The organism is Pseudomonas sp. CNPSo 3701 (genome assembly GCF_028674975.1).
GTDB classification, from domain to species: Bacteria; Pseudomonadota; Gammaproteobacteria; order Pseudomonadales; family Pseudomonadaceae; genus Aquipseudomonas; species Aquipseudomonas straminea.
The window spans coordinates 1,305,067-1,330,320 of sequence record NZ_JAQZSI010000001.1; the positions used below are offsets into that span (position 1 = coordinate 1,305,067).

The 25,254-nt window shown below is 61.9% G+C and carries 23 protein-coding genes; 20 read left to right on the top strand and 3 right to left on the bottom strand.

Annotated features, from left to right (window positions below; translation table 11 throughout):
* Positions 1–15: 15 nt before the first annotated feature.
* The 15 genes from bamA (at position 16) to ispD (ending at position 18,530) form a co-directional block, all read left to right on the top strand.
* Entirely contained in the window at positions 16–2,373 is a 2,358-nt protein-coding gene (bamA, locus tag PVA39_RS05935; protein WP_093503870.1) for an outer membrane protein assembly factor BamA, read from the top strand.
* Positions 2,374–2,456: 83 nt separating this feature from the next.
* The gene (locus PVA39_RS05940; RefSeq protein WP_225609398.1) at positions 2,457–2,921 is read left to right on the top strand and encodes an OmpH family outer membrane protein; all 465 of its coding nucleotides are present in this window, start codon (positions 2,457–2,459) and stop codon (positions 2,919–2,921) included.
* Complete coding sequence (gene lpxD, locus PVA39_RS05945; protein WP_274123211.1) at positions 2,921–3,982, top strand: UDP-3-O-(3-hydroxymyristoyl)glucosamine N-acyltransferase; 1,062 nt, start codon at positions 2,921–2,923, stop codon at positions 3,980–3,982. Before PVA39_RS05940 ends, lpxD begins: the two co-directional genes overlap by 1 nt.
* Positions 3,983–4,025: 43 nt before the next feature.
* Complete coding sequence (gene fabZ / locus PVA39_RS05950; RefSeq protein ID WP_013792507.1) at positions 4,026–4,466, top strand: 3-hydroxyacyl-ACP dehydratase FabZ; 441 nt, start codon at positions 4,026–4,028, stop codon at positions 4,464–4,466.
* The gene (gene lpxA, locus PVA39_RS05955; RefSeq protein WP_070884107.1) at positions 4,463–5,239 is read left to right on the top strand and encodes an acyl-ACP--UDP-N-acetylglucosamine O-acyltransferase; all 777 of its coding nucleotides are present in this window, start codon (positions 4,463–4,465) and stop codon (positions 5,237–5,239) included. The genes fabZ and lpxA overlap by 4 nt, the downstream gene beginning before the upstream one ends.
* 3 nt (positions 5,240–5,242) lie before the next feature.
* Positions 5,243–6,376: a lipid-A-disaccharide synthase gene (lpxB, locus tag PVA39_RS05960; protein WP_274123213.1), complete on the top strand. Its 1,134-nt coding sequence runs from the start codon at positions 5,243–5,245 to the stop codon at positions 6,374–6,376.
* Positions 6,376–6,984 carry a ribonuclease HII gene (gene rnhB / locus PVA39_RS05965; protein ID WP_147174935.1) on the top strand — a complete coding sequence of 203 codons (609 nt, stop codon included), beginning with the start codon at positions 6,376–6,378 and terminating at the stop codon, positions 6,982–6,984. The genes lpxB and rnhB overlap by 1 nt, the downstream gene beginning before the upstream one ends.
* Positions 6,985–7,060: 76 nt before the next feature.
* Positions 7,061–10,600, top strand: a complete 3,540-nt coding sequence (gene dnaE / locus PVA39_RS05970; protein ID WP_274123215.1) for a DNA polymerase III subunit alpha — start codon at positions 7,061–7,063, stop codon at positions 10,598–10,600.
* A 241-nt stretch (positions 10,601–10,841) separates the two neighbouring features.
* A complete protein-coding gene (locus PVA39_RS05975) occupies positions 10,842–11,792 on the top strand; it encodes an acetyl-CoA carboxylase carboxyltransferase subunit alpha (protein ID WP_147174937.1) in 951 nt (316 codons plus the stop codon).
* 76 nt (positions 11,793–11,868) lie between these two features.
* The gene (gene tilS, locus PVA39_RS05980; protein WP_274123218.1) at positions 11,869–13,179 is read left to right on the top strand and encodes a tRNA lysidine(34) synthetase TilS; all 1,311 of its coding nucleotides are present in this window, start codon (positions 11,869–11,871) and stop codon (positions 13,177–13,179) included.
* A 292-nt stretch (positions 13,180–13,471) separates the two neighbouring features.
* A complete protein-coding gene (locus PVA39_RS05985) occupies positions 13,472–15,109 on the top strand; it encodes a CTP synthase (protein ID WP_274123220.1) in 1,638 nt (545 codons plus the stop codon).
* 3 nt (positions 15,110–15,112) lie between these two features.
* Positions 15,113–15,958: a 3-deoxy-8-phosphooctulonate synthase gene (gene kdsA, locus PVA39_RS05990; RefSeq protein WP_013792499.1), complete on the top strand. Its 846-nt coding sequence runs from the start codon at positions 15,113–15,115 to the stop codon at positions 15,956–15,958.
* A gap of 141 nt (positions 15,959–16,099) precedes the next feature.
* On the top strand, positions 16,100–17,389 hold the full coding sequence (eno, locus tag PVA39_RS05995; protein WP_274123221.1) for a phosphopyruvate hydratase: 1,290 nt from the start codon (positions 16,100–16,102) through the stop codon (positions 17,387–17,389).
* 155 nt (positions 17,390–17,544) lie between these two features.
* Positions 17,545–17,823 carry a cell division protein FtsB gene (gene ftsB, locus PVA39_RS06000; protein WP_027903495.1) on the top strand — a complete coding sequence of 93 codons (279 nt, stop codon included), beginning with the start codon at positions 17,545–17,547 and terminating at the stop codon, positions 17,821–17,823.
* Positions 17,820–18,530 (top strand): 2-C-methyl-D-erythritol 4-phosphate cytidylyltransferase, encoded by a 711-nt coding sequence (gene ispD / locus PVA39_RS06005; RefSeq protein ID WP_093503852.1) that lies wholly within the window; start codon positions 17,820–17,822, stop codon positions 18,528–18,530. The genes ftsB and ispD overlap by 4 nt, the downstream gene beginning before the upstream one ends.
* 15 nt (positions 18,531–18,545) lie before the next feature.
* Here ispD and PVA39_RS06010 read toward each other — a convergent pair whose 3' ends face one another.
* Positions 18,546–18,869: an HPF/RaiA family ribosome-associated protein gene (locus PVA39_RS06010; RefSeq protein ID WP_274123222.1), complete on the bottom strand. Its 324-nt coding sequence runs from the start codon at positions 18,867–18,869 to the stop codon at positions 18,546–18,548.
* Positions 18,870–18,998: 129 nt separating this feature from the next.
* Positions 18,999–19,886, bottom strand: a complete 888-nt coding sequence (locus PVA39_RS06015; protein ID WP_274123224.1) for a LysR substrate-binding domain-containing protein — start codon at positions 19,884–19,886, stop codon at positions 18,999–19,001.
* A gap of 124 nt (positions 19,887–20,010) precedes the next feature.
* On the opposite strand from PVA39_RS06015, the gene PVA39_RS06020 reads away from it, so the two are divergent.
* Together PVA39_RS06020 and fghA are read left to right on the top strand one after the other, a co-directional pair.
* Complete coding sequence (locus PVA39_RS06020; protein WP_274123225.1) at positions 20,011–21,123, top strand: S-(hydroxymethyl)glutathione dehydrogenase/class III alcohol dehydrogenase; 1,113 nt, start codon at positions 20,011–20,013, stop codon at positions 21,121–21,123.
* Between the two features lie 60 nt (positions 21,124–21,183).
* Complete coding sequence (gene fghA, locus PVA39_RS06025) at positions 21,184–22,029, top strand: S-formylglutathione hydrolase (RefSeq protein ID WP_274123226.1); 846 nt, start codon at positions 21,184–21,186, stop codon at positions 22,027–22,029.
* 176 nt (positions 22,030–22,205) lie between these two features.
* Here the strand turns inward: fghA and PVA39_RS06030 are convergent, their stop codons facing one another.
* Positions 22,206–22,763, bottom strand: coding sequence for a Dps family protein (locus PVA39_RS06030; protein ID WP_274123227.1), 558 nt, complete (start codon positions 22,761–22,763; stop codon positions 22,206–22,208).
* A gap of 218 nt (positions 22,764–22,981) precedes the next feature.
* On the opposite strand from PVA39_RS06030, the gene ispF reads away from it, so the two are divergent.
* From ispF to surE, 3 genes are read left to right on the top strand one after another with little or no spacing between them, the layout of a single operon-like run.
* On the top strand, positions 22,982–23,455 hold the full coding sequence (ispF, locus tag PVA39_RS06035) for a 2-C-methyl-D-erythritol 2,4-cyclodiphosphate synthase (RefSeq protein WP_192288625.1): 474 nt from the start codon (positions 22,982–22,984) through the stop codon (positions 23,453–23,455).
* On the top strand, positions 23,452–24,510 hold the full coding sequence (truD, locus tag PVA39_RS06040) for a tRNA pseudouridine(13) synthase TruD (protein WP_274123228.1): 1,059 nt from the start codon (positions 23,452–23,454) through the stop codon (positions 24,508–24,510). The genes ispF and truD overlap by 4 nt, the downstream gene beginning before the upstream one ends.
* Complete coding sequence (gene surE / locus PVA39_RS06045) at positions 24,498–25,250, top strand: 5'/3'-nucleotidase SurE (RefSeq protein WP_274123229.1); 753 nt, start codon at positions 24,498–24,500, stop codon at positions 25,248–25,250. The genes truD and surE overlap by 13 nt, the downstream gene beginning before the upstream one ends.
* Positions 25,251–25,254 lie beyond the last annotated feature (4 nt).

Sequence of the window (25,254 nt, forward strand, 5' to 3'; positions counted from 1 at the left end):
ATAAGAAAGGACTTCATGAAACGTCTGCTGCTACCTGCGGTTCTTTCCGCATTGATGATCGCCGAAGTTCACGCCGAGTCCTTCACCATCTCCGATATTCGCGTTAACGGCCTGCAGCGCGTTTCCGCGGGCAGCCTGTTTGGCGCACTGCCTCTGAACGTTGGCGAGTCGGCCGACGACCGTACGCTTACCGAAGCGACGCGCGAACTATTCAAAACCGGTTTCTTCCAAGACATCCAGCTCGGCCGCGACGGCAACGTGCTGGTCATTACCGTTGTCGAGCGTCCGTCGATCTCCAGCATCGAGATCGAAGGCAACAAGGCCATCAGCACCGATGACCTGATGAAGGGCTTGAAACAGTCCGGCCTCGACGAAGGTGAAATCTTCCAACGCGCGACTCTGGAAGGCGTGCGTAACGAATTGCAACGTCAGTACGTGGCCCAGGGCCGTTATTCCGCCGAAATCGACGCCGAAGTGATTCCGCAGCCGCGCAATCGCGTGGCGCTGAAGATCAACATCAACGAAGGCAGCGTCGCGGCCATTCAGCACATCAACGTGGTCGGCAACAAGGTCTTCTCTGATGAAGAGTTGCAGGATCTGTTCGAGCTGAAAACTACCAACTGGCTGTCCTTCTTCAAGAACGATGACAAGTACGCCCGCGAGAAGCTCTCCGGTGACCTGGAGCGTTTGCGTTCCTATTATCTGGACCGCGGCTACATCAACATGGATATCACCTCTACCCAGGTATCCATCACTCCGGACAAGAAGCACGTCTACATCACCGTCAACGTCGACGAGGGTGAAAAGTACACCGTTCGCGACGTGAAGCTGTCCGGCGACCTCAAGGTGCCGGAAGAAGAAGTACGCGCGTTGCTGCTGGTCAAGGAAGGTCAGGTGTTCTCCCGCAAGGTGATGACTTCCACCAGCGAACTGATCACGCGTCGCCTGGGCAACGAGGGCTACACCTTCGCCAACGTCAACGGTGTGCCAGAGCCGCACAACGATGACAACACCGTATCCATCACTTTCGTCGTGGATCCGGGCAAGCGTGCCTACGTCAATCGCATCAACTTCCGCGGTAACACCAAGACCGAAGACGAAGTACTGCGTCGCGAAATGCGCCAGATGGAAGGCGGCTGGGCTTCGACCTATCTGATCGACCAGTCGAAGACGCGTTTGGAGCGTCTGGGCTTCTTTAAGGAAGTCAACGTCGAGACCCCTCAGGTGCCGGGCACCGATGACCAGGTCGACGTCAACTACAGCGTCGAGGAGCAGGCATCGGGCTCGATCACCGCCAGCGTGGGCTTTGCCCAGAACGCCGGTCTAATCCTCGGCGGCTCGATTACCCAGAACAACTTCCTGGGTAGCGGTAACCGCGTCAGCATTGGCCTGACCCGCAGCGAATACCAGAGTCGCTACAACTTCTCCTATACCGATCCGTACTGGACCGAAGATGGCGTGAGCCTGGGCTACAACGCCTTCTACCGCACCACCGACTACGACAAGCTCGATGTGGACGTGTCCAGCTACTCGGTCGACAGCCTTGGTGCCGGCATCAATATCGGTTACCCGATCAGCGAGACCTCGCGCCTGACATATGGGCTGACCGTACAGCAGGACGAGATCAACACCGGCCGCTATACCGTCGACGAGATCTTCGACTTCACCCGCCAGGAAGGCGACAAGTACCTCAACTTCAAGGCGTCTGCCGGCTGGTCGGAGTCGACCCTCAACCGTGGCGTGCTGGCCAACCGTGGCCACTCGCAGAGCCTGGTATTCGAAACCACGGTGCCGGGTAGCGACCTTTCGTTCTACAAAATCGATTACCGCGGCCAGATCTTCAAGCCGCTGACCGATACCTACACCATGCGCTTCCATACGCAGCTGGGTTACGGCGGCGCCTTCGGTTCCACCAGCAAGCTGCCGTTCTACGAGAACTACTACGCCGGTGGTTTCAACTCTGTGCGAGGCTTCAAGGACAGCAGCCTGGGCCCGCGCAGTACACCGAGTACTGGTCAAAATGGCACGGCGCGTGACCCGGATCAGGATCCGTTGCCGTTCGGTGGTAACGTACTGATCCAGGGTGGTGCCGAATTGCTGTTCCCGATGCCATTCGTCAAGGACCAGCGCTCGCTGCGTACTGCGCTGTTCTGGGATGTGGGTAACGTCTTCGATACAGACTGCAGCGCTGGTCAGAAGCGCCGTGGCGACAGCTGCGACATCGATTTCGGCAACCTGGCCAGCTCTGTGGGTGTTGGCGTCACCTGGATCACGGCACTCGGTCCGCTGAGCTTCAGCCTGGGCATGCCGATCAAGAAACCGGATGATGCCGATACCCAGGTGTTCCAGTTCTCCCTCGGTCAGACGTTCTAAGCGTCTGCTCATGAATCAAGACAGTTTTCTGCAGGAGTTGCACCGTGCGTAAGTTGATTAAACTGGCTCTGTTAAGCGTCACCATGCTGGCTACCCCGGCCTTCGCGGAAATGAAGATCGCGGTGCTCAACTACCAGATGGCTCTGCTCGAGTCGGACGCTGCCAAGCGTTACGCCGTCGATGCCGAGAAGAAATTCGGTCCGCAGCTGAACAAGCTCAAGACCCTGGAAAGCGACGCCAAGCGCATTCAGGACCGCATCGTCAAAGACGGTGAGAAGATGCAGACTGCCGAACGCGAGCGACTCGAGCTGGACTTCAAGCAAAAGGCCCGTGACTTCCAGTTCCAGTCCAAGGAGCTGAACGAAGCCAAGGCCGTCGCTGATCGCGACATGCTCAAGAAGCTCAAGCCTAACCTGGACAAGGCCGTTGAAGAGGTCATCAAGAATGGCAACTTCGACCTCGTGCTCGAGCGTGGCGCCGTCATCGATGTGAAACCGCAATTCGACATCACCCGCCAGGTGATCGAGCGCATGAACCAGATGCGTTGATGATGTCCACACCGGTATTCACGCTCGGCCAGTTGGCCGAGCAGCTGGGCGCCACCTTGCGTGGCGTGGCTGATCAGACAGTCGACGGGCTGGCAACCTTGCAGGATGCCGGCCCGTCTCAGCTGACGTTCCTGTCGAATGCGCAGTACCGCAAGCATCTGGCCAGCTGCCAGGCCGCTGCTGTGTTACTCACCGCGGCGGATGCCGAAGGCTTCAGCGGTAATGCGCTGGTGGTTGCCAATCCCTATTTGGCCTACGCCTCGCTTTCCCATCTGTTCGATCGCAAGCCCAAGGCGCAGCCTGGCGTTCATCCCACCGCCGTGGTGGCTGATGACGCTCAGATCGATACTACTGCTGCGATCGGTCCTTACGCAGTGATCGAAACGGGCGCGAAGATCGCCGCCGGCGTGACCATTGGCGCCCACTGCGTGATCGGCGCGCGTTCGCAGATTGGCGAGGGTGGCTGGTTGGCGCCGCGGGTTACCCTGTATCACGACGTGCATATCGGCAAGCGGGTGGTCATCCAGTCCGGTGCGGTTATCGGTGGCGAGGGCTTCGGCTTCGCCAACGAGAAGGGCGTGTGGCGCAAGATTGCGCAGATCGGCGGCGTCAGCATCGGCGACGATGTGGAAATCGGCGCCAACACCACGCTCGACCGTGGTGCGCTGTCCGATACGCGTATCGGCAACGGCGTGAAGCTGGATAACCAGATCATGATCGCGCACAACGTGCAGGTCGGCGACAACACGGCGATGGCCGCCTGCGTCGGTATTTCCGGCAGTACCTCGATCGGCAAGAACTGTATGATCGCCGGCGGCGTAGGCATGGTCGGCCATATCGACGTGTGTGACGGCGTATTCGTGACCGGCATGACCATGGTCACCCGCTCGATCACCGAGCCCGGCGCCTATTCCTCGGGCACCGCCATGCAACCTGCAGCCGAGTGGAAGAAAAGCGTGGCGCGCATCCGCCAGCTGGACGACATGGCGCGGCGTGTGAAGCAGTTGGAAAAACAGCTGGCCGCCGTGACCTCGAGCGGGAATGCCTCATCTGATGCCTGAGCCAATGGCTGGCTCTTTCTCTTTATTACGGGCTTCTCTGGAAATGATGGAAATCAACGAAATTCGCGAGTACTTGCCGCACCGTTATCCGTTCCTGCTGGTGGACCGGGTCACGGATCTGGACCTGGAAGGCAAGTGCGTTCGTGCCTACAAGAATGTCAGCGTCAACGAGCCATTCTTCAACGGCCACTTTCCCGAGCACCCGATCATGCCAGGCGTGCTCATCATCGAAGCCATGGCGCAGGCCGCCGGTATCCTCGGCTTCAAGATGATGGATGTGAAGCCAGCCGATGGCACGCTCTACTACTTCGTCGGCTCCGATAAGCTACGCTTCCGTCAACCGGTCGTGCCCGGTGACCAGCTGATCCTCGAGGCCAAGTTCCTCAGCAGCAAGCGCAGCATCTGGAAGTTCGAATGCAAGGCCACGGTCGATGGCAAGGAAGTGTGCTCGGCCGAAATCATCTGTGCGGAACGCAAGTTATGAGTTTGATTGACCCTCGTGCCATCATCGATCCCAGCGCCAAGCTGGCCGACGACGTCGTCGTCGGCCCTTGGTCGATCATTGGGCCCGACGTAGAAATTGGCGAGGGCTGCGTGCTGGGTCCCAATGTGATCATCAAGGGCCCTACCCGGATCGGGAAGCACAACAAGATCTACCAGTTCGCCTCGCTCGGTGAAGACACCCCGGATCGCAAGTACAAGGGCGAGCCTACCCGCCTGGTCATCGGTGATCACAACATCATCCGTGAAGGCGTGACCATGCATCGCGGCACCATTCAGGATCGTGACGAAACCACCATCGGTGACCACAACCTGATCATGGCCTATGCCCATATCGGTCACGACAGCGTGGTCGGCAATCACTGCATTCTGGTCAACAACGTGGCTCTGGCCGGCCATGTGCACATCGGCGACTGGGCTATCCTGTCCGGTTACACTCTGGTGCACCAGTTCTGCCATATCGGCGCGCATGCCTTTGCCGGCATGGGGGCGGCGATCGGCAAGGACGTCCCGGCTTATGTGACGGTATCCGGCAACCCGGCCGAAGCGCGCAGCATGAACTTCGAAGGCCTGCGCCGTCGTGGATTCAGTGCGGAGTCGATGCAGGCGTTGCGCCGCGCCTACAAGATCGTCTATCGCCAGGGCTTCACCATCGAAGAGGCGCTGGTCGAGCTGGAAGAAGTAGCTGCCCAGTTTGCCGAAGTGGCGGTTTTCCGTGATTCGATCCTGACCTCCAGCCGCGGCATTACCCGCTGAATCATGGCTGAGGTATTGCGTGTCGCGCTGGTCGCCGGCGAGGCATCGGGCGACATTCTCGGTTCCGGCCTCATGCAAGCGCTCAAGGCGCAGCACCCGAACGTCGAGTTCATCGGTGTTGGCGGACCGCGTATGCAGGCTGAGGGGCTGGTCAGTGATTTTCCGATGGAACGCCTGGCGGTCATGGGGCTGGTCGAGGTGTTGGGCCGACTGCCTGAATTGCTGTCGCGCCGCCGCCGCCTGATCGCCAGCCTGATCGAGCGTAAGCCCGACGTATTTATTGGCATCGATGCGCCGGATTTCAGCTTGGGTGTCGAGCTCAAGTTGCGGCAGGCCGGCATTCGCACCGTGCACTACGTCAGCCCCTCTGTGTGGGCGTGGCGGCAGAAACGCGTGTTGAAGATTCGCGATGCCTGCGACCTGATGCTGACCCTGTTTCCCTTCGAGGCGCAGTTCTACGAGGCGCATCAGGTGCCGGTCTGCTTCGTCGGCCATCCGCTGGCTGATGCGATTCCGCTACAGGCTGATCGCGCCGCCGCCCGTGAACAGCTGGGCTTGCCCCTTGACCTACCGGTCATCGCATTGTTGCCCGGCAGCCGCGGTGGCGAGGTTGCGCGCCTGGGTAGTCTGTTTCTCGATGCCGCCGAGCGCCTGCGTGCGCTGCGTCCGGGCGTGCGTTTCGTGTTGCCCTGTGCCAGCGCCGAACGTCGCCAGCAGCTGGAGCAGATGCTGATCGGCCGTGATCTGCCGCTGCACTTGCTCGACGGCCGCTCACACGACGCGCTGGCAGCCTGCGATGCAGTGTTGATCGCCTCTGGAACCGCTACGCTCGAAGCGCTGCTCTACAAGCGGCCGATGGTGGTGGCTTACCGCGTCGCGCCGATGACCTTCCGCATTCTCAAGCGGCTGGTGAAGAGCCCGTACATCTCGCTGCCCAATCTGCTCGCCCAGCGCCTGCTGGTGCCCGAGCTGATTCAGGATGCCGCCACGCCCGAAGCGCTGGCTCAGACCGTTTCACCGCTGCTGGTCGACGGTGAAGTGCAGACCGAAGGTTTCGATGCCATTCACCGCACCCTGCGCCGTGACGCTTCCCAGCGTGCCGCGGCTGCCGTGCTCGGTCTGCTGGGGCGTGGCTGATGCAGCTGGGCCTGGATTTCGCTACCGTCGAGGAGTTGGTCGCTGGCGTCGACGAGGTCGGCCGTGGCCCGCTGTGTGGTGCGGTGGTAACCGCTGCGGTGATCCTCGACCCGGCACGGCCGATTCTCGGGCTCAACGACTCCAAGAAGCTGACCGAAGCGCGGCGTGAAAAGCTGTTCGACGAGATCCGTGAAAAGGCGTTGGCCTGGTGCATCGCCCGCGCGGAAGTAGAAGAGATCGATCGCCTGAATATTCTGCATGCCACCATGCTGGCCATGCAGCGCGCGGTCGAGGGCCTGAGTGTAACGCCGAAGCTGGCGCTGATCGACGGTAACCGCTGTCCGAAACTCTCGGTGCCCAGTGCGCCGGTGGTCGGCGGCGATGCCCAAGTGCCGGCCATCGCTGCGGCCTCGATCCTCGCCAAGGTTAGTCGCGATCGCGAAATGCGCGAGCTAGATGCACTCTACCCGGGTTACGGCATCGCACTGCACAAGGGCTACCCGACGCTCGTTCATCTCGAGGCCCTCACCCGTTTGGGCCCGACTCCCATCCACCGGCGCTCCTTCGCGCCGGTACGTCGCCTGCTGGAAGCCGCGAGCGGCAACTGAGCGTACTCAGGCCGCTGTCGATCCTTCCAGTTACGGTACAATCAGCGTTTTGTCGCTTTTCCTGCAGGGCTTCTTCATGGCTGTTTCCTTCGTTCATCTTCGCCTGCACACCGAATACTCCCTTGTCGATGGCCTGGTTCGCGTCAAGCCACTGGTCAAGGCCGTGGCTGGCGGCGGCATGCCCGCCGTGGCGGTCACCGACATGAGCAACATGTGCTCGCTGGTGAAGTTCTACAAAGCGGCCATGGGCGCCGGCATCAAGCCGATCTGCGGTGCCGACATCTGGCTGGCCAGCGCCTACGAAGATGGCCCGCTGACGCGTATGACTCTCTTGGCGATGAACCCCAAGGGCTATCGCAACCTGACCGAACTGATCTCGCGCGGTTGGAGCGAGGGGCAGAGCAATGACCTGGTGATCATCCAGCGCGACTGGGTCAAGGAAGCCAGCGAAGGGCTGATCGCCCTGTCCGGCGCCAAGGAGGGCGAGATCGGCCATGCGCTGCTCGATGGCGAGCTGGCCAAGGCCGAAGCGCTGCTGCAGGAGTGGCTGGCGGTGTTCCCCGAGCGCTTTTACCTCGAAGTGCAGCGCACCAGTCGCGTCAACGACGAAGAGCACGTGCACGCCGCCGTTGCCCTGGCCGACAAGACCGGCGCGCCGCTGGTGGCCACCAACGACGTGCGCTTTCTCAAGCAGAGCGATTTCGAAGCCCACGAGACCCGCGTGTGCATCGGCGAAGGCCGCATCCTCGACGACCCGCGCCGCCCGCGGATCTACTCCGACCAGCAGTACCTGAAATCGCCAGAGGAAATGGCCGAGCTGTTCAGCGACCTGCCGGACGCGCTGCAGAACACCGTCGAGATCGCCAAGCGCTGCAACATCGACGTGCAGCTGGGCAAATACTTCCTGCCGGATTTCCCGGTACCGGAAGGCATGACCATCGACGAGTATTTCCGCAAGGTTTCGTTCGACGGCCTCGAGGAGCGCCTTGAGGTCCTGTTGCCCAAGGACACGCCGGATTACGACGCCAAGAAGCAGGTGTACATCGACCGGCTGAATTTCGAGCTGGATATCATCATCCAGATGGGCTTCCCCGGTTACTTCCTGATCGTTATGGACTTCATCCAGTGGGCCAAGAGCAACGGCGTGCCAGTGGGGCCGGGCCGTGGTTCAGGTGCCGGTTCGCTGGTGGCCTACGTGCAGAAGATCACCGACCTCGATCCGCTGGCCTACGACCTGCTGTTCGAGCGCTTCCTCAACCCCGAGCGGGTCTCCATGCCCGACTTCGACGTCGACTTCTGCATGGACGGTCGTGACCGGGTCATCGATTACGTGGCCGAGAAGTACGGGCGTAATGCGGTGAGCCAGATCATCACCTTCGGCTCCATGGCGGCCAAGGCGGTAGTGCGCGACGTGGCGCGGGTACAGGGCAAGTCCTACGGCTTGGCGGATCGTCTGTCGAAGATGATCCCCTTCGAAGTCGGCATGACGCTGGAAAAGGCCTTTGAAATGGAAGAGCCGCTGCGCGACTTCCTCAAGGTCGACGAGGAGGCTGCCGAGATCTGGGACATGTCCCTCAAGCTCGAAGGCATCGTGCGTGGTACCGGCAAGCACGCCGGGGGCGTGGTGATCGCGCCGACCAAGCTGACCGATTTCGCGCCGATCGCCTGTGACGAGGAGGGCGCCGGCCTGGTGACTCAGTTCGACAAGGACGACGTTGAGCAGGCAGGTCTGGTGAAGTTCGACTTCCTCGGCCTGCGCACCCTGACCATCATCAAGTGGGCACTGGAAACCATTCACCGCGACCAGCGCGCGGCCGGCGTCGCCGAAGAGGATCTGGTCAACATCGACTTCATTCCACTCGATGACAAGCCGACTTACCAGATGCTGCAGAAAGCCGAAACCACGGCAGTCTTCCAGCTCGAATCGCGCGGCATGAAGGAGCTGATCAAGAAGCTCAAGCCCGACTGCCTGGAGGACATGATCGCACTGGTGGCGCTGTTCCGCCCCGGTCCGCTGCAGTCCGGCATGGTGGACGACTTCATCAACCGTAAGCACGGCCGCGCCGAGCTATCCTACCCGCACCCTGATTACCAGTACGCGGGCCTGGAACCGGTGCTCAAGCCGACGTACGGGATCATCCTCTATCAGGAACAGGTCATGCAGATCGCCCAGGTAATGGGCGGTTATACCCTGGGCCAGGCGGACATGTTGCGCCGCGCCATGGGCAAGAAGAAGCCCGAGGAAATGGCCAAGCAGCGTGGCGGCTTCATCGAAGGTTGTGCCAACAACGGCATCGATGCCGATCTGGCGGGCAACATCTTCGATCTGGTGGAAAAGTTCGCAGGCTACGGCTTCAACAAATCCCACTCCGCCGCTTACGGCTTGGTGTCCTACCAAACCGCCTGGCTGAAGGCGCATTACCCGGCGCCATTCATGGCCGCGGTGCTGTCGGCGGATATGCACAACACCGACAAGGTGGTGATCCTCATCGAGGAATGCCGCAGCATGAAGCTGCGCATCGATCCGCCGGATGTGAACGCTTCGGAGTTCAAGTTCACCGTCAGCCACGACGCGAACCAGACCCAGCGCATCCTCTATGGCCTCGGTGCAGTCAAGGGCGTGGGCGAAGGCCCGGTGGAAGCCATCGTCGAAGCGCGTCAGGACGGCCCGTTCAAGAACCTGTTCGACTTCTGCTCGCGCGTCGACCTCAAACGCATCAACAAACGGACCATGGAAGCGCTGATTCGCAGCGGCGCGCTGGATCGCCTGGGCCCGCACTTCCACGACGAGATCAAAGCCTACCAGGCTAATATCGACCGCAACCGCGCCGTGCTGCTGGCGGCGATGGAAGAAGCCGTGCAGGCCGCCGAGCAGACTGCGCGCAGCCATGACAGTGGCCATATGGACCTGTTCGGAGGCGTATTCGCCAGCCCCGAGGCGGATGTCTACGCCAACCACCGCAAGGCGCGCGAGCTGTCCCTCAAGGAGCGCCTCAAGGGCGAGAAGGACACCCTGGGTCTGTATCTGACCGGCCACCCGATCGACGAATACGAAAGCGAAGTGCGGCGGTTCGCCCGCCAGCGCATCGTCGACCTCAAGCCGGCTCGCGACACCCAGACCATCGCCGGTCTGATCGTCAACCTGCGGGTGATGAAGAACAAGAAAGGCGACAAAATGGGCTTCATCACCCTGGACGACCGTTCTGGGCGCATCGAGGCCTCGCTGTTCGCCGATGCCTTCGCCAGCAACCAGGCGCTGCTGCAGAGTGACGCCCTGGTGGTGGTGGAGGGTGAGGTCAGTAACGACGACTTCTCCGGTGGCATGCGTCTGCGCGCCAAACGGGTGATGAGCCTGGAAGAAGCGCGCACCGGCCTGGCCGAAAGCCTGCGGGTCAAGGTGCAGGCCGCGGCGCTCAAGGGCGACCGGCTGCGCTGGCTGGGCGAGCTTTGCCAACGCCATCGCGGGGCTTGTCCGATCACCCTGGATTACACCGGTGCCGATGCCAAAGCCCTGCTGCAGTTTGGCGAAGAGTGGCGAATCGACCCGGCCGACAGCTTGATTCAAGCGTTACGTGACCAGTTCGGGCGAGACAACGTCTTCCTGCAATACCGCTGATATGGCGGCGCTGAAAAGGTAGGGCTCAGGCCACGTCTTTTCAGCCCTGACACTGCATGTTTGCCCCTGGTGTGCGCAAATCTTATGATTTGCCGCCGTGCGAATGCCTGGCGCATTTGCCGGCATTTTCGCCGGAAGTGCACTGCAGGTGTCGACCTGAAGGCGCCTGTTCCTATAAGGTAGGCGCCAATTGGATACACGCTCCCCGGCCCTTTTGGCCGTCGACGCATGACGGATGCCTATGAACCCGAATTATCTCGATTTCGAACAGCCGATTGCCGACCTGCAAGCCAAGATCGAAGAGCTTCGTCTGGTCGGTAACGACAACTCCCTGAACATCGGCGACGAAATTGCCCGCCTGCAGGACAAGAGCAGCACGCTCACCGAGAGCATCTTCAGTAATCTGACCAGCTGGCAGATCGCTCGCCTCGCGCGCCACCCGCAGCGTCCGTACACCCTGGACTACCTGCAACACATCTTCACCGAGTTCGACGAGTTGCATGGCGACCGCCACTTCTCCGACGACGCCGCCATCGTGGGTGGCGTTGCCCGTCTGAATGGCCAGCCGGCGATGGTCATCGGCCATCAGAAGGGGCGTGAGGTACGTGAGAAGGTGCGTCGCAATTTCGGCATGCCCCGCCCGGAAGGCTACCGCAAGGCCTGTCGCCTGATGGAAATGGCCGAGCGCTTCAAGATGCCGATCCTGACCTTCATCGACACCCCGGGCGCCTACCCGGGTATCGATGCCGAGGAGCGTGGCCAGAGCGAGGCGATCGCCTGGAACCTGCGTGTCATGGCGCGCCTGAAAACGCCGATTATCTCCACCGTGATTGGTGAGGGTGGTTCCGGCGGTGCACTGGCCATTGGCGTGTGCGACAACCTCAACATGCTCGAATACTCGACCTATGCGGTGATCTCGCCGGAAGGCTGCGCTTCGATTCTGTGGAAGACCGCCGAGAAAGCGCCGGATGCTGCCGAAGCCATGGGCATTACCGCCGAGCGCCTGAAAGGCCTGGGTATCGTCGACAAGGTGATTGCCGAGCCGCTGGGTGGTGCACACCGTGATCCGGCCGCTGCCGCCGAATCGATCCGTCAGACGCTGGCCGCTCAGCTCGAGGACCTTCGCAAGCTCGACACCGACGCGCTGCTGGCCCGTCGCTACGAGCGCCTGATGAGCTACGGTATCGCCTGATGCCGCTTCACTCCGCAAGCAGGCCAATCGCCTCGATGGCCGCCATGCTTGCGGGGTTGCTCCACTGATCTGTCCAATGTCTCTCGAATCCGCAGTGCTTGCACGCCTTGCGGCCTGGCGTGATGCGCCGTGCTGGCGGGTAGCCTTTTCCGGCGGCCTCGATTCCACCGCTCTGCTACATATTCTCGCCACGTCGGCGCAGCGCCGCGAGCTGCCGCCCATTCGCGCCGTTCACATCCATCATGGGTTGCAGGCGGTGGCCGAGCAATGGCCTGCTCACTGTCAGCGAATTTGCGATGAGCTGGGTGTTCCCCTGGATATCGTGACTGTGCAGGTAGCGCCTGGAGCGAGCCTGGAGCGTGCGGCGCGTGAGGCGCGCTACGCAGCGTTTTCCGATTTGATGGCGGCGGACGAAGTGCTTTTGCTGGCCCAGCATCAGGATGACCAGGCGGAAACCCTGCTTTATCGGCTGCTGCGTGGCGCCGGTGTGCGCGGGCTGGCGGCGATGGCGCAGAGTCGTTCATTGGGTGCGGGGCATGCGGTCAGACCGCTGCTGGAGGTGCCTCGCAAGACGCTGGAAGCCTACGCCGCTCGTCATGGGCTGCAGTGGGTGGAAGACCCCTCGAACGACGACAGCGGTTTCGCCCGCAACTTTCTGCGTCGAGACATCCTGCCGCAGCTGGCCGGTCATTGGCCCGGTGCACCGGCGGTACTGGCCCGCGCCGCGGCGCATCAGGCTGAGGCTCACGGGTTGCTGCGGGATCTGGCGGAAATCGATCTTGAGCGCTGTCGCGGGCAGCTGGAGATTTCCTGGCTGGGTACTCCCTGTGTGGATCTGTCGGCGCTGCGCCAGCTCACCGAGGCGCGGCAGCGCAACCTGCTCAGGCACTGGCTGGACAATGAAACACGTATGCCGGACAGCCGGCATTGGCAGGGCTGGGCGGATCTGCGTGATGCTGCCGCCGATGCGTCGCCCGTGTGGCGGCTGGAAAGCGGCGAGCTGCGCCGCCATGGCGATCAGCTGCTGTGGCTTGGCGAAGCATGGGGCGCGCCATGGGTGAGCCAGGAGCAACCTTGGCCTAATGGTGAACGCCCGCTCGAGCTGCCCGGCAACGGCATCGTTGCCTTTGCCGGGCCAGTTCCCGATGGGCGGCTGAGCATCGCTTATCGGCAGGGCGGGGAGGTGCTCGACCTTCCAGGGCGTGGCCGGCGTGATCTGAAAAAGTTGCTTCAGGAAGCTGGCGTGCCTGAGTTCATCCGCCCGCGGCTGCCGCTGTTGAGGCGTGATGGCCAGGTCGTCGCGGTGGCCAATTTGCGGCTGGATCCTTCTGGCGCAGAACTGCGCTGGCAATTCTCATCGGTGGTGACGCCTGTTAGGGCGTGGTAACGCCGGTCGTAGTTTTTGCTCGGCGCTAACTCGCTGATTTGTTGAAAGTTATCCCCGGCTCGGAAGTTACACCGGTAGCCGTTTTCGAGCCGTACCAGCTTGCCGTTCTTCCCCCCTCAGGACCTTTCCGGTAGACTACGCTCCCGTCTCTATTCAGGTATTCGCTGCTTCTTCCGGAAGCGGTGGATGTTTGCTATTTGCCGGCATGGTTCGCCATGTTTGCTAAGGTGAACCAAGGCCTTCTCTGCTCCCCGGCGGCACGACCGCCACTGCTGACTTCTTAGGGTTTTTCATGACGCGCTTCATTTTCGTCACGGGTGGTGTTGTTTCTTCATTGGGGAAAGGCATCGCCTCGGCATCCTTGGCGGCAATCCTGGAGGCGCGGGGCCTGAAGGTCACGATGCTCAAACTGGATCCGTACATCAACGTCGATCCGGGCACCATGAGCCCGTTCCAGCATGGTGAGGTGTTCGTCACCCACGATGGCGCCGAGACCGACCTGGACCTGGGTCACTACGAGCGTTTCATCCGCACCACCATGACCAAGAGCAACAACTTCACCACCGGCCGCGTTTACGAAGACGTACTGCGCAAGGAGCGCCGTGGTGACTACCTGGGTGCGACCATCCAGGTCATTCCGCACATCACCGACGAGATCAAGCGCCGCATCATCAAGGGTGCTGGTGATGCTGATGTCGCCATGGTCGAGATCGGTGGTACGGTCGGTGACATCGAATCCCAGCCGTTCCTAGAGGCGATCCGCCAGCTGCGCGTGGAAGTGGGCGCCAAGCGCGCCATGCTGATGCACCTTACCCTGGTGCCCTACATCGCCACCGCCGGCGAGACCAAGACCAAGCCGACCCAGCACTCGGTCAAGGAGCTGCGCTCCATCGGCCTGCAGCCTGACGTGCTGGTGTGCCGCTCCGATCATCCGATCGACGTATCGTCGCGTCGCAAGATCGCCCTGTTCACCAACGTCGAAGAGCGCGCGGTGATCAGCCTGGAAGACGTCGACACCATCTACAAGATTCCAGGCGTGCTGCATGCTCAGGGCCTGGACGACTTCGTCGTCGAGCGTTTCGGCCTGGATTGCCGCGGTGCCGACCTTTCCGAGTGGGACCGCGTGGTGGACGCCAAGCTGAACCCGGAAAAGGAAGTCACCATCGCCATGGTCGGTAAGTACATGGAGCTGCTGGATGCCTACAAGTCGCTGATCGAAGCGATGAGCCACGCCGGTATCCAGAACCGTACCAAGGTCAACCTGCGTTACATCGACTCCGAAGACATCGAGAACCAGGGCACCGATCTGCTGCAGGGCGTCGATGCCATTCTGGTGCCGGGCGGTTTCGGCTTGCGCGGTGTGGAAGGCAAGATCACCACCGTCAAATATGCGCGCGAGAACAAGATTCCCTATCTGGGTATCTGCCTCGGTATGCAGGTGGCTGTCATCGAGTTCGCCCGTAACGTGCTGGGCTGGAGCGATGCCAACTCCACTGAGTTCGATATCGCCAGCGGTCACCCGGTGGTCGGCCTGATCACCGAATGGCAGGACGCCACCGGCGCCACCGAACTGCGCACCGAAGCTTCCGATCTGGGCGGCACCATGCGCCTGGGCGCTCAGGACTGCCAGCTGTTGCCGAACTCTCAGGTACATGCCTGCTACGGCAAGGACGTGATCGTCGAGCGTCACCGTCACCGTTACGAAGTGAACAATAACCTGCTGCCACAACTCATCGACGCGGGCCTCAAGGTTACCGGTCGCTCTGGCGACGGCGCCCTGGTCGAAGTGGTGGAGAGCGCTGACCATCCATGGTTCGTTGCCTGCCAGTTTCACCCGGAATTCACTTCCACGCCTCGTGATGGCCACCCGCTGTTCAGCGGTTTCGTCAACGCGGCGCTCGCCCATCAAGCTAAAGCCAAGAAGGCCTGACCCATGGCACAGAAAACCGTCCGTGTCGGCAAGATCGACATCGCCAACGATAAGCCATTCGTGCTGTTCGGCGGCATCAACGTGCTGGAGTCCCGTGACCTGGCCATGCGTGCCTGCGAGGAATACGTGCGGGTTACCGACAAGCTCGGCATCCCCTACGTGTTCAAGGCCAGTTTCGACAAGGCCAACCGCTCCTCGGTGACGTCCTTCCGCGGCCCCGGCCTTGAAGAGGGCATGAAGATCTTCGAAGAAGTGAAGAAGACCTTCGGCGTGCCGGTGATCACCGACGTGCACGAGCCCTACCAGGCGCAACCGGTGGCCGATGTCTGCGACATCATTCAGCTGCCAGCCTTCCTGTCCCGGCAGACCGACCTGGTGGTTGCCATGGCAAAGACCGGCGCGGTGATCAACATCAAGAAGGCGCAGTTTCTGGCTCCCCAGGAGATGAAACATATTCTCGCCAAGTGTGTCGAAGCCGGTAACGATCAGTTGATCCTCTGCGAGCGTGGCTCGTCCTTCGGGTACAACAACCTGGTGGTCGACATGCTCGGCTTCGGCATCATGAAGGCTTTCGAATACCCGGTGTTCTTCGATGTTACCCATGCCCTGCAGATGCCGGGTGGTCGTGCGGATTCCGCCGGCGGGCGTCGCGCCCAAGTCACCGAGCTGGCCAAGGCCGGCATGAGTCAGGGCCTGGCAGGTCTGTTCCTCGAGGCGCATCCGGATCCGGAAAACGCCAAGTGCGACGGCCCGTGCGCATTGCGTCTGGACAAGCTGGAGCCGTTCTTGGCGCAGCTCAAGCAGCTGGATGATCTGATCAAAAGTCAGGATCCGATCGAAACCGCCTGATGGCGTTTCCCGGTCTCGTCTGTTTCACCGCCCGGCCTTTTGGCCGGGTTTGTATGTCCGGCTGGCTGCCATCGCGTGCGGCCGGTCGCGATCAGCGAATGCAGCAGTGCGTTTTCGACAACTTCTGGAGAGCTTACAAGAATGGCAAAGATCGTCGACATCAAGGGTCGTGAGGTTCTCGACTCCCGTGGCAACCCCACCGTGGAAGCGGACGTAATCCTCGACAACGGCATCGTTGGCAGCGCCTGTGCGCCGTCCGGTGCCTCCACCGGTTCGCGCGAAGCGCTGGAACTGCGTGATGGCGACAAGAGCCGTTACCTGGGCAAGGGCGTGCTGAAGGCCGTGGCCAACATCAATGGTCCGATCCGCGACGCACTGCTGGGTAAGGACCCGGTCGACCAGAAAGCCCTCGACAAGACCATGATCGAGCTCGATGGCACCGAGAACAAGGCCAAGCTGGGCGCCAACGCCATCCTCGCCGTGTCCCTGGCCGCTGCCAAGGCTGCTGCTCAGGATCAGGATCTGCCGCTGTACGCGCACATCGCCAACCTCAACGGCACCCCGGGCCAGTACTCCATGCCGGTGCCGATGATGAACATCATCAACGGCGGCGAGCATGCCGACAACAACGTCGACATCCAGGAATTCATGGTGCAGCCGGTAGGCGCCAAGACCTTCTCCGACGGCCTGCGCATGGGCACCGAAATCTTCCATCACCTCAAGGCTGTGCTGAAGGCTCGTGACCTGAACACCGCGGTAGGTGACGAAGGCGGATTCGCACCGAACCTGACCTCTAACGAAGACGCCTTGTCCGCCATCGCCGAAGCCGTAGCCAACGCTGGCTACAAGCTGGGCAGTGACGTGACCCTGGCCCTGGACTGCGCGGCTTCCGAGTTCTATGAAGATGGCAAGTACAACCTGTCCGGCGAAGGCAAATCCTTCGATGCGGAAGGTTTCGCCGAGTACCTCAAGGGGCTGACTGAGCGCTTCCCGATCATCTCCATCGAAGATGGTCTGGACGAGTCCGACTGGGCGGGCTGGAAGATCCTCACCGACAAGATCGGCGCCAAGGTTCAGCTGGTGGGTGACGACCTGTTCGTGACCAACACCAAGATCCTCAAGGAAGGCATCGACAAGGGCATCGGTAACTCGATCCTGATCAAGTTCAACCAGATCGGCTCGCTGACCGAAACCCTGGAAGCTATCCAGATGGCCAAGGCGGCCGGTTACACCGCAGTGATCTCGCATCGCTCGGGCGAAACCGAAGACAGCACCATTGCCGATCTGGCTGTCGGTACTGCCGCTGGTCAGATCAAGACCGGTTCGCTGTGCCGTTCCGACCGCGTCTCCAAGTACAACCAGTTGCTGCGTATCGAAGAGCAACTGGGCGCCAAGGCGCTGTACCGCGGTCGCAGCGAGTTCCGCGGCTGAGTCAGGTTCGCGCGGCAGGGATGTATTTCCTGCCGCGCGGGCTTCCCTGGAGTAACGCCAGGCTCACTGGCGGCCTTGCCGGATAGCAATGACGCAGGGAGAATCCACGGATGTCCGCCGCAGCGACCCTTTCCAACCCGAGTGCCTCACCTGCCATGCGTAGTCCCTACTGGCTCTTTCCCGTTCTGATCCTCGTGCTTGCAGGCCTGCAATATCGCCTGTGGGTGGGCGAGGGCAGTCTGGCGCAAGTGAGCGAGCTGCAGCAGCAGATCGCCGATCAGCAGGGCGAGAATGAGCGCCTGCTCGAACGCAACCGCATCCTCGAAGCCGAGGTGATGGAGCTGAAGAAAGGCATGGAAACCGTCGAAGAGCGTGCCCGCCACGAGCTGGGTATGGTCAAGGACGGCGAAACCCTCTATCAGTTGGCTGAATGAACACACCTGATCTGCCGCCGTTCTGGGCGGTGATTCCGGCCGCCGGTATCGGCAGCCGCATGCGTGCCGACAGGCCCAAGCAGTATCTGCAGCTGGCCGGTAAAAGCATTCTCGAACACACCCTCCACTGTTTTCTCGATCACCCGTGCTTGCGTGGCGTGGTGGTCAGCTTGGCCGAGGACGATCCGTTCTGGCCATCGCTCGATTGCGCCCATGATGGGCGAATCCACACCGCTGCCGGCGGGGCCGAACGCGCTGACTCGGTACTCAACGCCCTGCTGCGTCTGGCCGAGCTGGGTGCTGGTGAACAGGACTGGGTGCTGGTGCACGATGCCGCACGGCCGAATCTGGCTCAGTCCGATCTGGATCTGCTGCTGGCCGAATTGGCCGACGACGCCATCGGCGGGCTGCTCGCCGTGCCGGCCCGCGATACCCTCAAGCGCGTGGGTAGCGATGGACGCGTGCGCGAAACCATTGATCGCTCGGTAATCTGGCAGGCTTACACGCCGCAGATGTTCCGTCTCGGCGCCTTGCATCAGGCACTGGCTGAAGCCTTGGTGTCGGACGTCGCGGTCACCGATGAGGCCTCGGCCATGGAATGGGCAGGGCAAGCGCCGCGGCTGATCGAGGGCCGGGCGGACAACCTCAAGGTCACCCGCCCGGAAGACTTGCACTATCTGGAGCGCCTCTGGCGAGGCCGCCACTGAGTCACAGTCTGGAGCTTAGTGAATCCACTTCTTGGCGTTCTTGCCGATGTTGCGTTCCAGCACCGAAGTTAGCTTGTTCATGGCGCCGTCGATAGCCTGCTGCAATTCGCAGGCATCAAAAGACACCGACATCGGGTCGCGACCCTTCATCCGTGCTTCGACCTTGCAGCGTTTGTCTTGGGGGCCGCTCTTGAGGGCGTTCTCGTCCGAGAGGTGGATTTCCACCCGGGTGAGATGCTCTTCATAGCGCTGGAGTTTGTCACGCACTCGACTGCGAATGTCGGTCTTGAATGCCATTGAGGTGTCGACGTGCTTTCCGCTGTTGACCATGACTTGCATAACCCTGTCCTCATGCTGGTGGTTTGCAACGCCCCGAGCAGGGGCCTCATGGATTCCGACGGAGTGTCGGCGGCGGTGTTCGCCGGCGCTTGTGACATTCTGTGAGCGCTGGGCTTGCAGGCACCGGCATCAGGCGTATTCAAGGCGCTTGGCAAGACCGTAACGTAATGCGTCGATCAACTGCCTGACCTTGGGCGACAGGTGACGCTGTTGGGGATACAGCGCCCACACCGCGGTGTTGGGCGGTTGGTGATTGTCGAGCAGCGATATCAGGGCGCCGCTGCGCAGATGCTCGAGCACGTAGTAATCCGGCAACTGACACAGACCGAGCCCGGCCAGGGCAGCGTCCAGAACGGCCTGGCCGCTGTTGCAGCGCCAGTTGCCATTGATCCGCTGCGAAGCTTCGCGACCTTCGAGCTGGAAGGTCCAGACGTCGCTGCTACCGATCAGGCAATTGTGCCGAGCCAGTTCCGACAGGCTGTGGGGGCGCCCGTAGCGCTGCAAATAGTCCGGCGATGCGCACAGGTACATGCGCCGAGGTGCCAGGCGGGTGGCCAGCATGCGTGAATCCTGCAGACGGCCGAGGCGGATGGCGATATCGAAGCCGTCCTGCACCAGATCGAGGGTGCGATTGCTCAGCTCGATTTCCACGGAAAGCCTGGGGTGGCGCGCCATGAAGCTGGTCACCAGCGGCACGATGAAGCGCTCGCCGTAGGCCACCGCGCAGGTCATGCGCAGCAGACCCTTGGGCTCGCTGCCCAGATCGCCGATGGCGTTCAGCGCCTCCTCGCGCGCGTCCTGCAGGCGCTGGCAGTGCTGCAGAAAGGTCTGGCCGGCTTCGGTCAGCGCCACCTTGCGGGTGGTGCGGTAGAACAGGCGGGTATGCAGGCGTTCTTCGAGGCGCGCTATCTGCCGGCTCACCTGCGAAGACGAAAGCCCCAGGCGTTCTGCCGCTGCCGTGAACTGGCCGCATTCGGCGACGGCAACGAATTCGTCCAGCCCCTCCCAGCGGTTCACGGCATCACTCGCGACATTATCGATTATCCCTGTAGAGCAATAATGTTTTGCATTCTGCCTGATTATCTCAATCGATGGCTCTACTACACTCGTCGCCATCGCAATTCATCTGGAGAGCCGAAACATGATCAAGTCGCGCGCCGCTGTAGCATTTGCCCCCAATGAGCCGCTGAAAATCGTCGAAGTGGATGTCGAGCCGCCAAAGGCCGGCGAAGTACTGGTGCGCATCGTCGCCACCGGCGTGTGCCATACCGATGCCTATACCTTGTCCGGCGCTGACTCCGAAGGCGTATTTCCGTCGATTCTCGGTCATGAAGGCGGCGGCATCGTCGAGGCTATCGGCGAAGGCGTGACCTCGGTGGCCGTCGGTGATCACGTGATCCCGCTGTACACCGCCGAATGCCGCAAGTGCAAATTCTGCCTGTCCGGCAAGACCAACCTGTGCAGTTCGGTGCGCACCACCCAGGGCAAGGGCCTGATGCCCGATGGCACCACGCGTTTCAGCTACAACGGCGAGCCGATCTATCACTACATGGGCTGCTCGACCTTCTCCGAGTACACAGTACTGCCGGAAGTGTCCCTGGCCGTCATTCCCAAGGAAGCGCCGCTGGAAAAGGTCTGCCTGCTCGGTTGCGGCGTGACCACCGGCATCGGCGCCGTGCTCAACACCGCCAAGGTGGAAGAGGGCGCCACCGTGGCGATCTTTGGCCTGGGCGGCATCGGCCTGGCGGCCATCATCGGCGCCAAGATGGCCAAGGCCTCGCGCATCATCGCCATCGACATCAACCCGGCCAAGTTCGACGTGGCTCGGGAGCTGGGTGCGACCGATTTCGTCAATCCGAAGGATTACGACAAGCCGATCCAGGACGTCATCGTCGAGCTCACTGACGGCGGTGTGGACTACAGCTTCGAGTGCGTCGGCAACGTGCAACTGATGCGTGCTGCGCTGGAATGCGCGCACAAGGGCTGGGGCGAGAGCGTGATCATCGGCGTGGCCGGCGCTGGCCAGGAGATCAGCACTCGTCCGTTCCAGCTGGTGACCGGTCGCGTCTGGCGCGGCAGCGCCTTCGGCGGCGTCAAAGGCCGTACCGAACTGCCAAGCTACGTCGAGAAGTCGCAGAGCGGCGAGATTCCGCTGGACACCTTCATCACCCACACCATGGGCCTGGACAAGATCAACGACGCCTTCGACCTGATGCATGAAGGCAAGAGCATCCGCACCGTCATCCACTACTGATCAGTGGGGCGGATGGCGCCTTCGCAAGAGGGCGCTATCCTCCGCCCGTGAGGATTTGCCATGACCTTGGAAATCGTTTCCAGCAACAAGAGCTTCGGCGGCTGGCACAAGCGCTACAAGCACCGCTCCTCCAGCCTCAACTGCGACATGGTGTTCGCCGTCTACCTGCCGCCGCAGGCCGAAAAAGGCGCCAAGTTGCCGGTGCTGTACTGGCTCAGTGGTCTGACCTGCACCGACGAGAACTTCATGCAGAAGGCCGGCGCCCAGCGCATGGCCGCCGAGCTGGGGTTGATCATCGTCGCGCCGGACACCAGCCCGCGGGGCGAGGGCGTGCCGGATGACGCCAATGGCGCTTATGACTTCGGCCTCGGCGCCGGCTTTTACGTCAACGCCACCCAGGAACCCTGGGCACGCCATTACCGCATGTACGACTACGTGGTGCAGGAGTTGCCGGCGCTGATCGAGGCCAACTTCCCAGTATCGGAGAAGCGCGGTATCGCCGGCCACTCCATGGGCGGCCACGGTGCGCTGATCTGTGCGCTGAAGAACCCGGGTCGTTACCAGTCGGTATCGGCGTTTTCGCCGATCGCCAACCCGGTCAATTGCCCGTGGGGCGAGAAAGCTTTCAGCAACTATCTGGGTGAGGACCGTTCGCGCTGGCGCGAGTGGGATGCCAGCCTCCTGATCGCCGAGGCCGGGGAGAAACTGCCGATTCTGGTTGATCAGGGTGATCGCGATGATTTTCTCGATGGTCAGCTCAAGCCCCAGGCGCTGGAGGCAGCCGCCAAGGCGGCAGGGCACCCGCTGACTTTGCGGATGCAGCCGGGCTACGACCACAGCTATTACTTCATTGCCAGCTTCATCGAAGATCACCTGCGCCATCATGCCGAGGCGTTGGCAGGCTGAAGTAGTTCCTCGATAGGAGAGACTTTCGCGGGCATGGACTGGGCGTGCCCGCCCGCTGCCAAAGGTTTTCGCTTATATTGTTGGAGCGGGCCATGCCCGCGAAGCGATAGTGAAAGCACAGAACGGAAAAAGGGCGCTGCAGACCAAGTCCGCAGCGCCCTTTTAACGCCTGACGATTACTCTCCCAGACTGGAGCGCAGCATCCAGGCGTTCTGCTCGTGCACGCCGATGCGCGCTACCAGCATGTCGTGGCTGAACAGGTCGCCAGCCTCTTCGGCTAGCTCCGCGAACTCGCTCATGCGACGGGCAGCGGTTTCGTTGTCCAGCACCAGTTGCTTGATCATTTGCGGCGTGGTGCCGTGGGGCGCCTCGTTATCAATAACGGTCAGCGAGCGGAAGGTTTCTCCGCCAGTCGGTACCAGCTTGCCCAAGGCGCGGATGCGCTCGGCAATTTCGTCGGCGGCCTGATGCAGTTCGTTGTACTGCTCATCGGTCAGCTTGTGCAGGCCATAGAAGTTGGCGCCTTGCACGTTCCAGTGCACACCCAGTGTCTTCACATACAGGGTGTAGCTGTCGGCCACTGCCTTGGTCAGGGCCTCGGCGACCTTCTCGCGAGCACCGCGATCAACGCTGGTGTTGATGCTCAGGCCATCGCCCTTGGGTTTAGATTGTGCAGCCTTGGGTGCAGCTTTGCTCTTGGGTTTGGCTACTGCCGGTTTCTTTGCTACGGCCATGATGGTCTCCATGGTTGCTAGAAATTCTGCTCTCTCTTGTCGACTCCCCAACTTGGCAAAACATTCCCACGTTTTTCGACGCGTTCACTTCGCGGCGCAGGTTTCGCCGGTAATCGCCGGGCGAAATCACAGCCTCGCCGCCTGGCCTGATTGCGGTGCAAGTCCGCCTCGCCCCGCGCTTTCGGGTAGAATCGGCCTTTTTGCGAGGGCAGCGGCTCATGCGGATTGGCCATGGTTACGACGTGCACCGGTTCGGCGACGGGGATTTCATCACCCTGGGCGGGGTGCGCATTCCCCACAAGTTCGGCCTGGTTGCTCATTCCGATGGCGACGTGGTGCTGCATGCCCTGAGCGATGCGCTGCTGGGCGCCGTGGCGCTCGGCGATATCGGCAAGCACTTCCCGGATACCGACCCCAACTTCAAGGGCGCCGACAGCCGCGTGCTGCTGCGTCACGTGGTCGGCCTGGTGCACGCCAAGGGCTGGAAGGTTGGCAACGTCGACGCCACCATCGAGGCCCAGGCGCCGAAGATGGCGCCGCATATCGAGACCATGCGCAAGCTGATCGCCGAAGACCTGCAGGTCGAACTCGATCAGGTCAACGTCAAGGCCACGACCACCGAAAAACTCGGTTTCGTCGGCCGTGAGGAAGGCATCGCCGTACACGCCGTCGCGCTGCTGGTCAGCGCATGACCGAACAGGAGCTGCTCGGCCCGCGCGCCCATGGCGAACCCTGCGGTCAGGCCGTTCTCAAGGCCACGGCCGAGGATTTTCAGGTCGATGAAGTGCTGGACATCGAACTGTCTGGCGCCGGTGAGCACCTGTGGCTGTGGGTCGAGAAACGCGGGCTGAATACCGAGGATGCCGCACGTCGCCTGGCGCGCGCCGCGGGCGTACCGATCCGGCTGATCAGCTACGCCGGCCTGAAGGACAAGCAGGCGCTGACCCGACAATGGTTCAGCCTGCATCTGCCGGGCAAGCACGATCCTGATCTGAGCGCCGCCCAGGACGATACCCTGACGATCCTCAAACAGGTGCGTCACAGCCGCAAGCTGCAACGCGGCGCCCATGCCGCCAATGGCTTCACCCTGCGTCTGACCCAGCTCAAGGCCGAGCAGGCCGCGCTGGAACAGCGCCTGCAGGCGATCCGCAAGCAAGGCATTCCCAATTACTATGGCGCCCAGCGCTTCGGTTTCGAGGGCGGTAACGTCGCCCATGCCCGACATTTCGCCGAACGCGGTGAGCTGCCGGAAAAGCGCAATGTGCGCTCGCGGGTGCTGTCGGCGGCGCGCAGCTTTCTGTTCAACCGTGTATTGGCCGAGCGTGTGGCGGCCGGCACCTGGAACCAGGCGCTGCCCGGCGACCTGTTGGCATTCACCGACAGCCGCAGCTTTTTCGCCGCTGGTGAGGCCGAATGCCGGGATCCTCGTCTGGCTGAACTGGACCTGCATCCCACCGGGCCGCTGTGGGGCGAGGGCGCTTCGCCTGCCCTGGGCGCCACGCTCGATCTCGAGCAGCGCGTCGCTGCTACCGAGCCACAGCTGACGGCGTGGCTCGCACAAGCGGACATGGCGCACGAACGGCGTATCCTGCGCCTCCCCATTAGCGGTTTGACGTGGCATTATCCCGAGCCTGACATTCTGCAACTGGAATTCGTCCTGCCGGCTGGATGTTTCGCCACCGCTCTGGTGCGCGAAATCGTCGAGCTTTTGCCGGCAGGGCAGACGGACAACCCATGCGTATTCTGATTTCTAACGATGACGGCGTGGCCGCACCGGGCCTCGCCGCGTTGCATGCTGCGCTGGCTGATTACGCCGACTGCACGGTGATTGCCCCTGATGGTGACCGCAGCGGCGCCAGCAGCGCGCTGACTCTAGATCGCCCGCTGCATCCGTGCACGCTGGCCAATGGTTACATCAGCCTCAACGGCACGCCCACCGACTGCGTGCACCTGGGTATCAACGGGTTGCTGCCCGACGTGCCGGACTTGGTCGTCTCGGGCATCAACATGGGCGCCAATCTGGGTGACGACGTGCTGTATTCCGGCACCGTCGGCGCCGCGCTCGAAGGCCGTTTTCTGGCCCGGCCGGCATTCGCCTTTTCGCTGGTTTCGCGGTCGGCCGAGAATCTGGGCACTGCCGCCCATTTCGCCCGCAAGCTGGTCGCGGCCCATGAGCAGCTAGACCTGCCGCCGCGCACCGTGCTCAACGTCAACGTACCGAACCTGCCGCTTGAGCGTATCCGTGGCGTGCAGCTGACCCGCCTGGGCCATCGCGCCCGCGCCGCCGCACCGGTGCGGGACGTCAATCCGCGCGGCAAAGCCGGCTATTGGATCGCCGCTGCCGGTGACGTCGAAGACGGCGCCGAGGGCACCGATTTCCACGCCGTGATGCAGGGCTATGTGTCGGTCACGCCGTTGCAGCTCGACCGTACTTATCAGGATGGACTCAACCGCCTCAAACCCTGGTTGGAGGGGTTGATGAAATGAATCG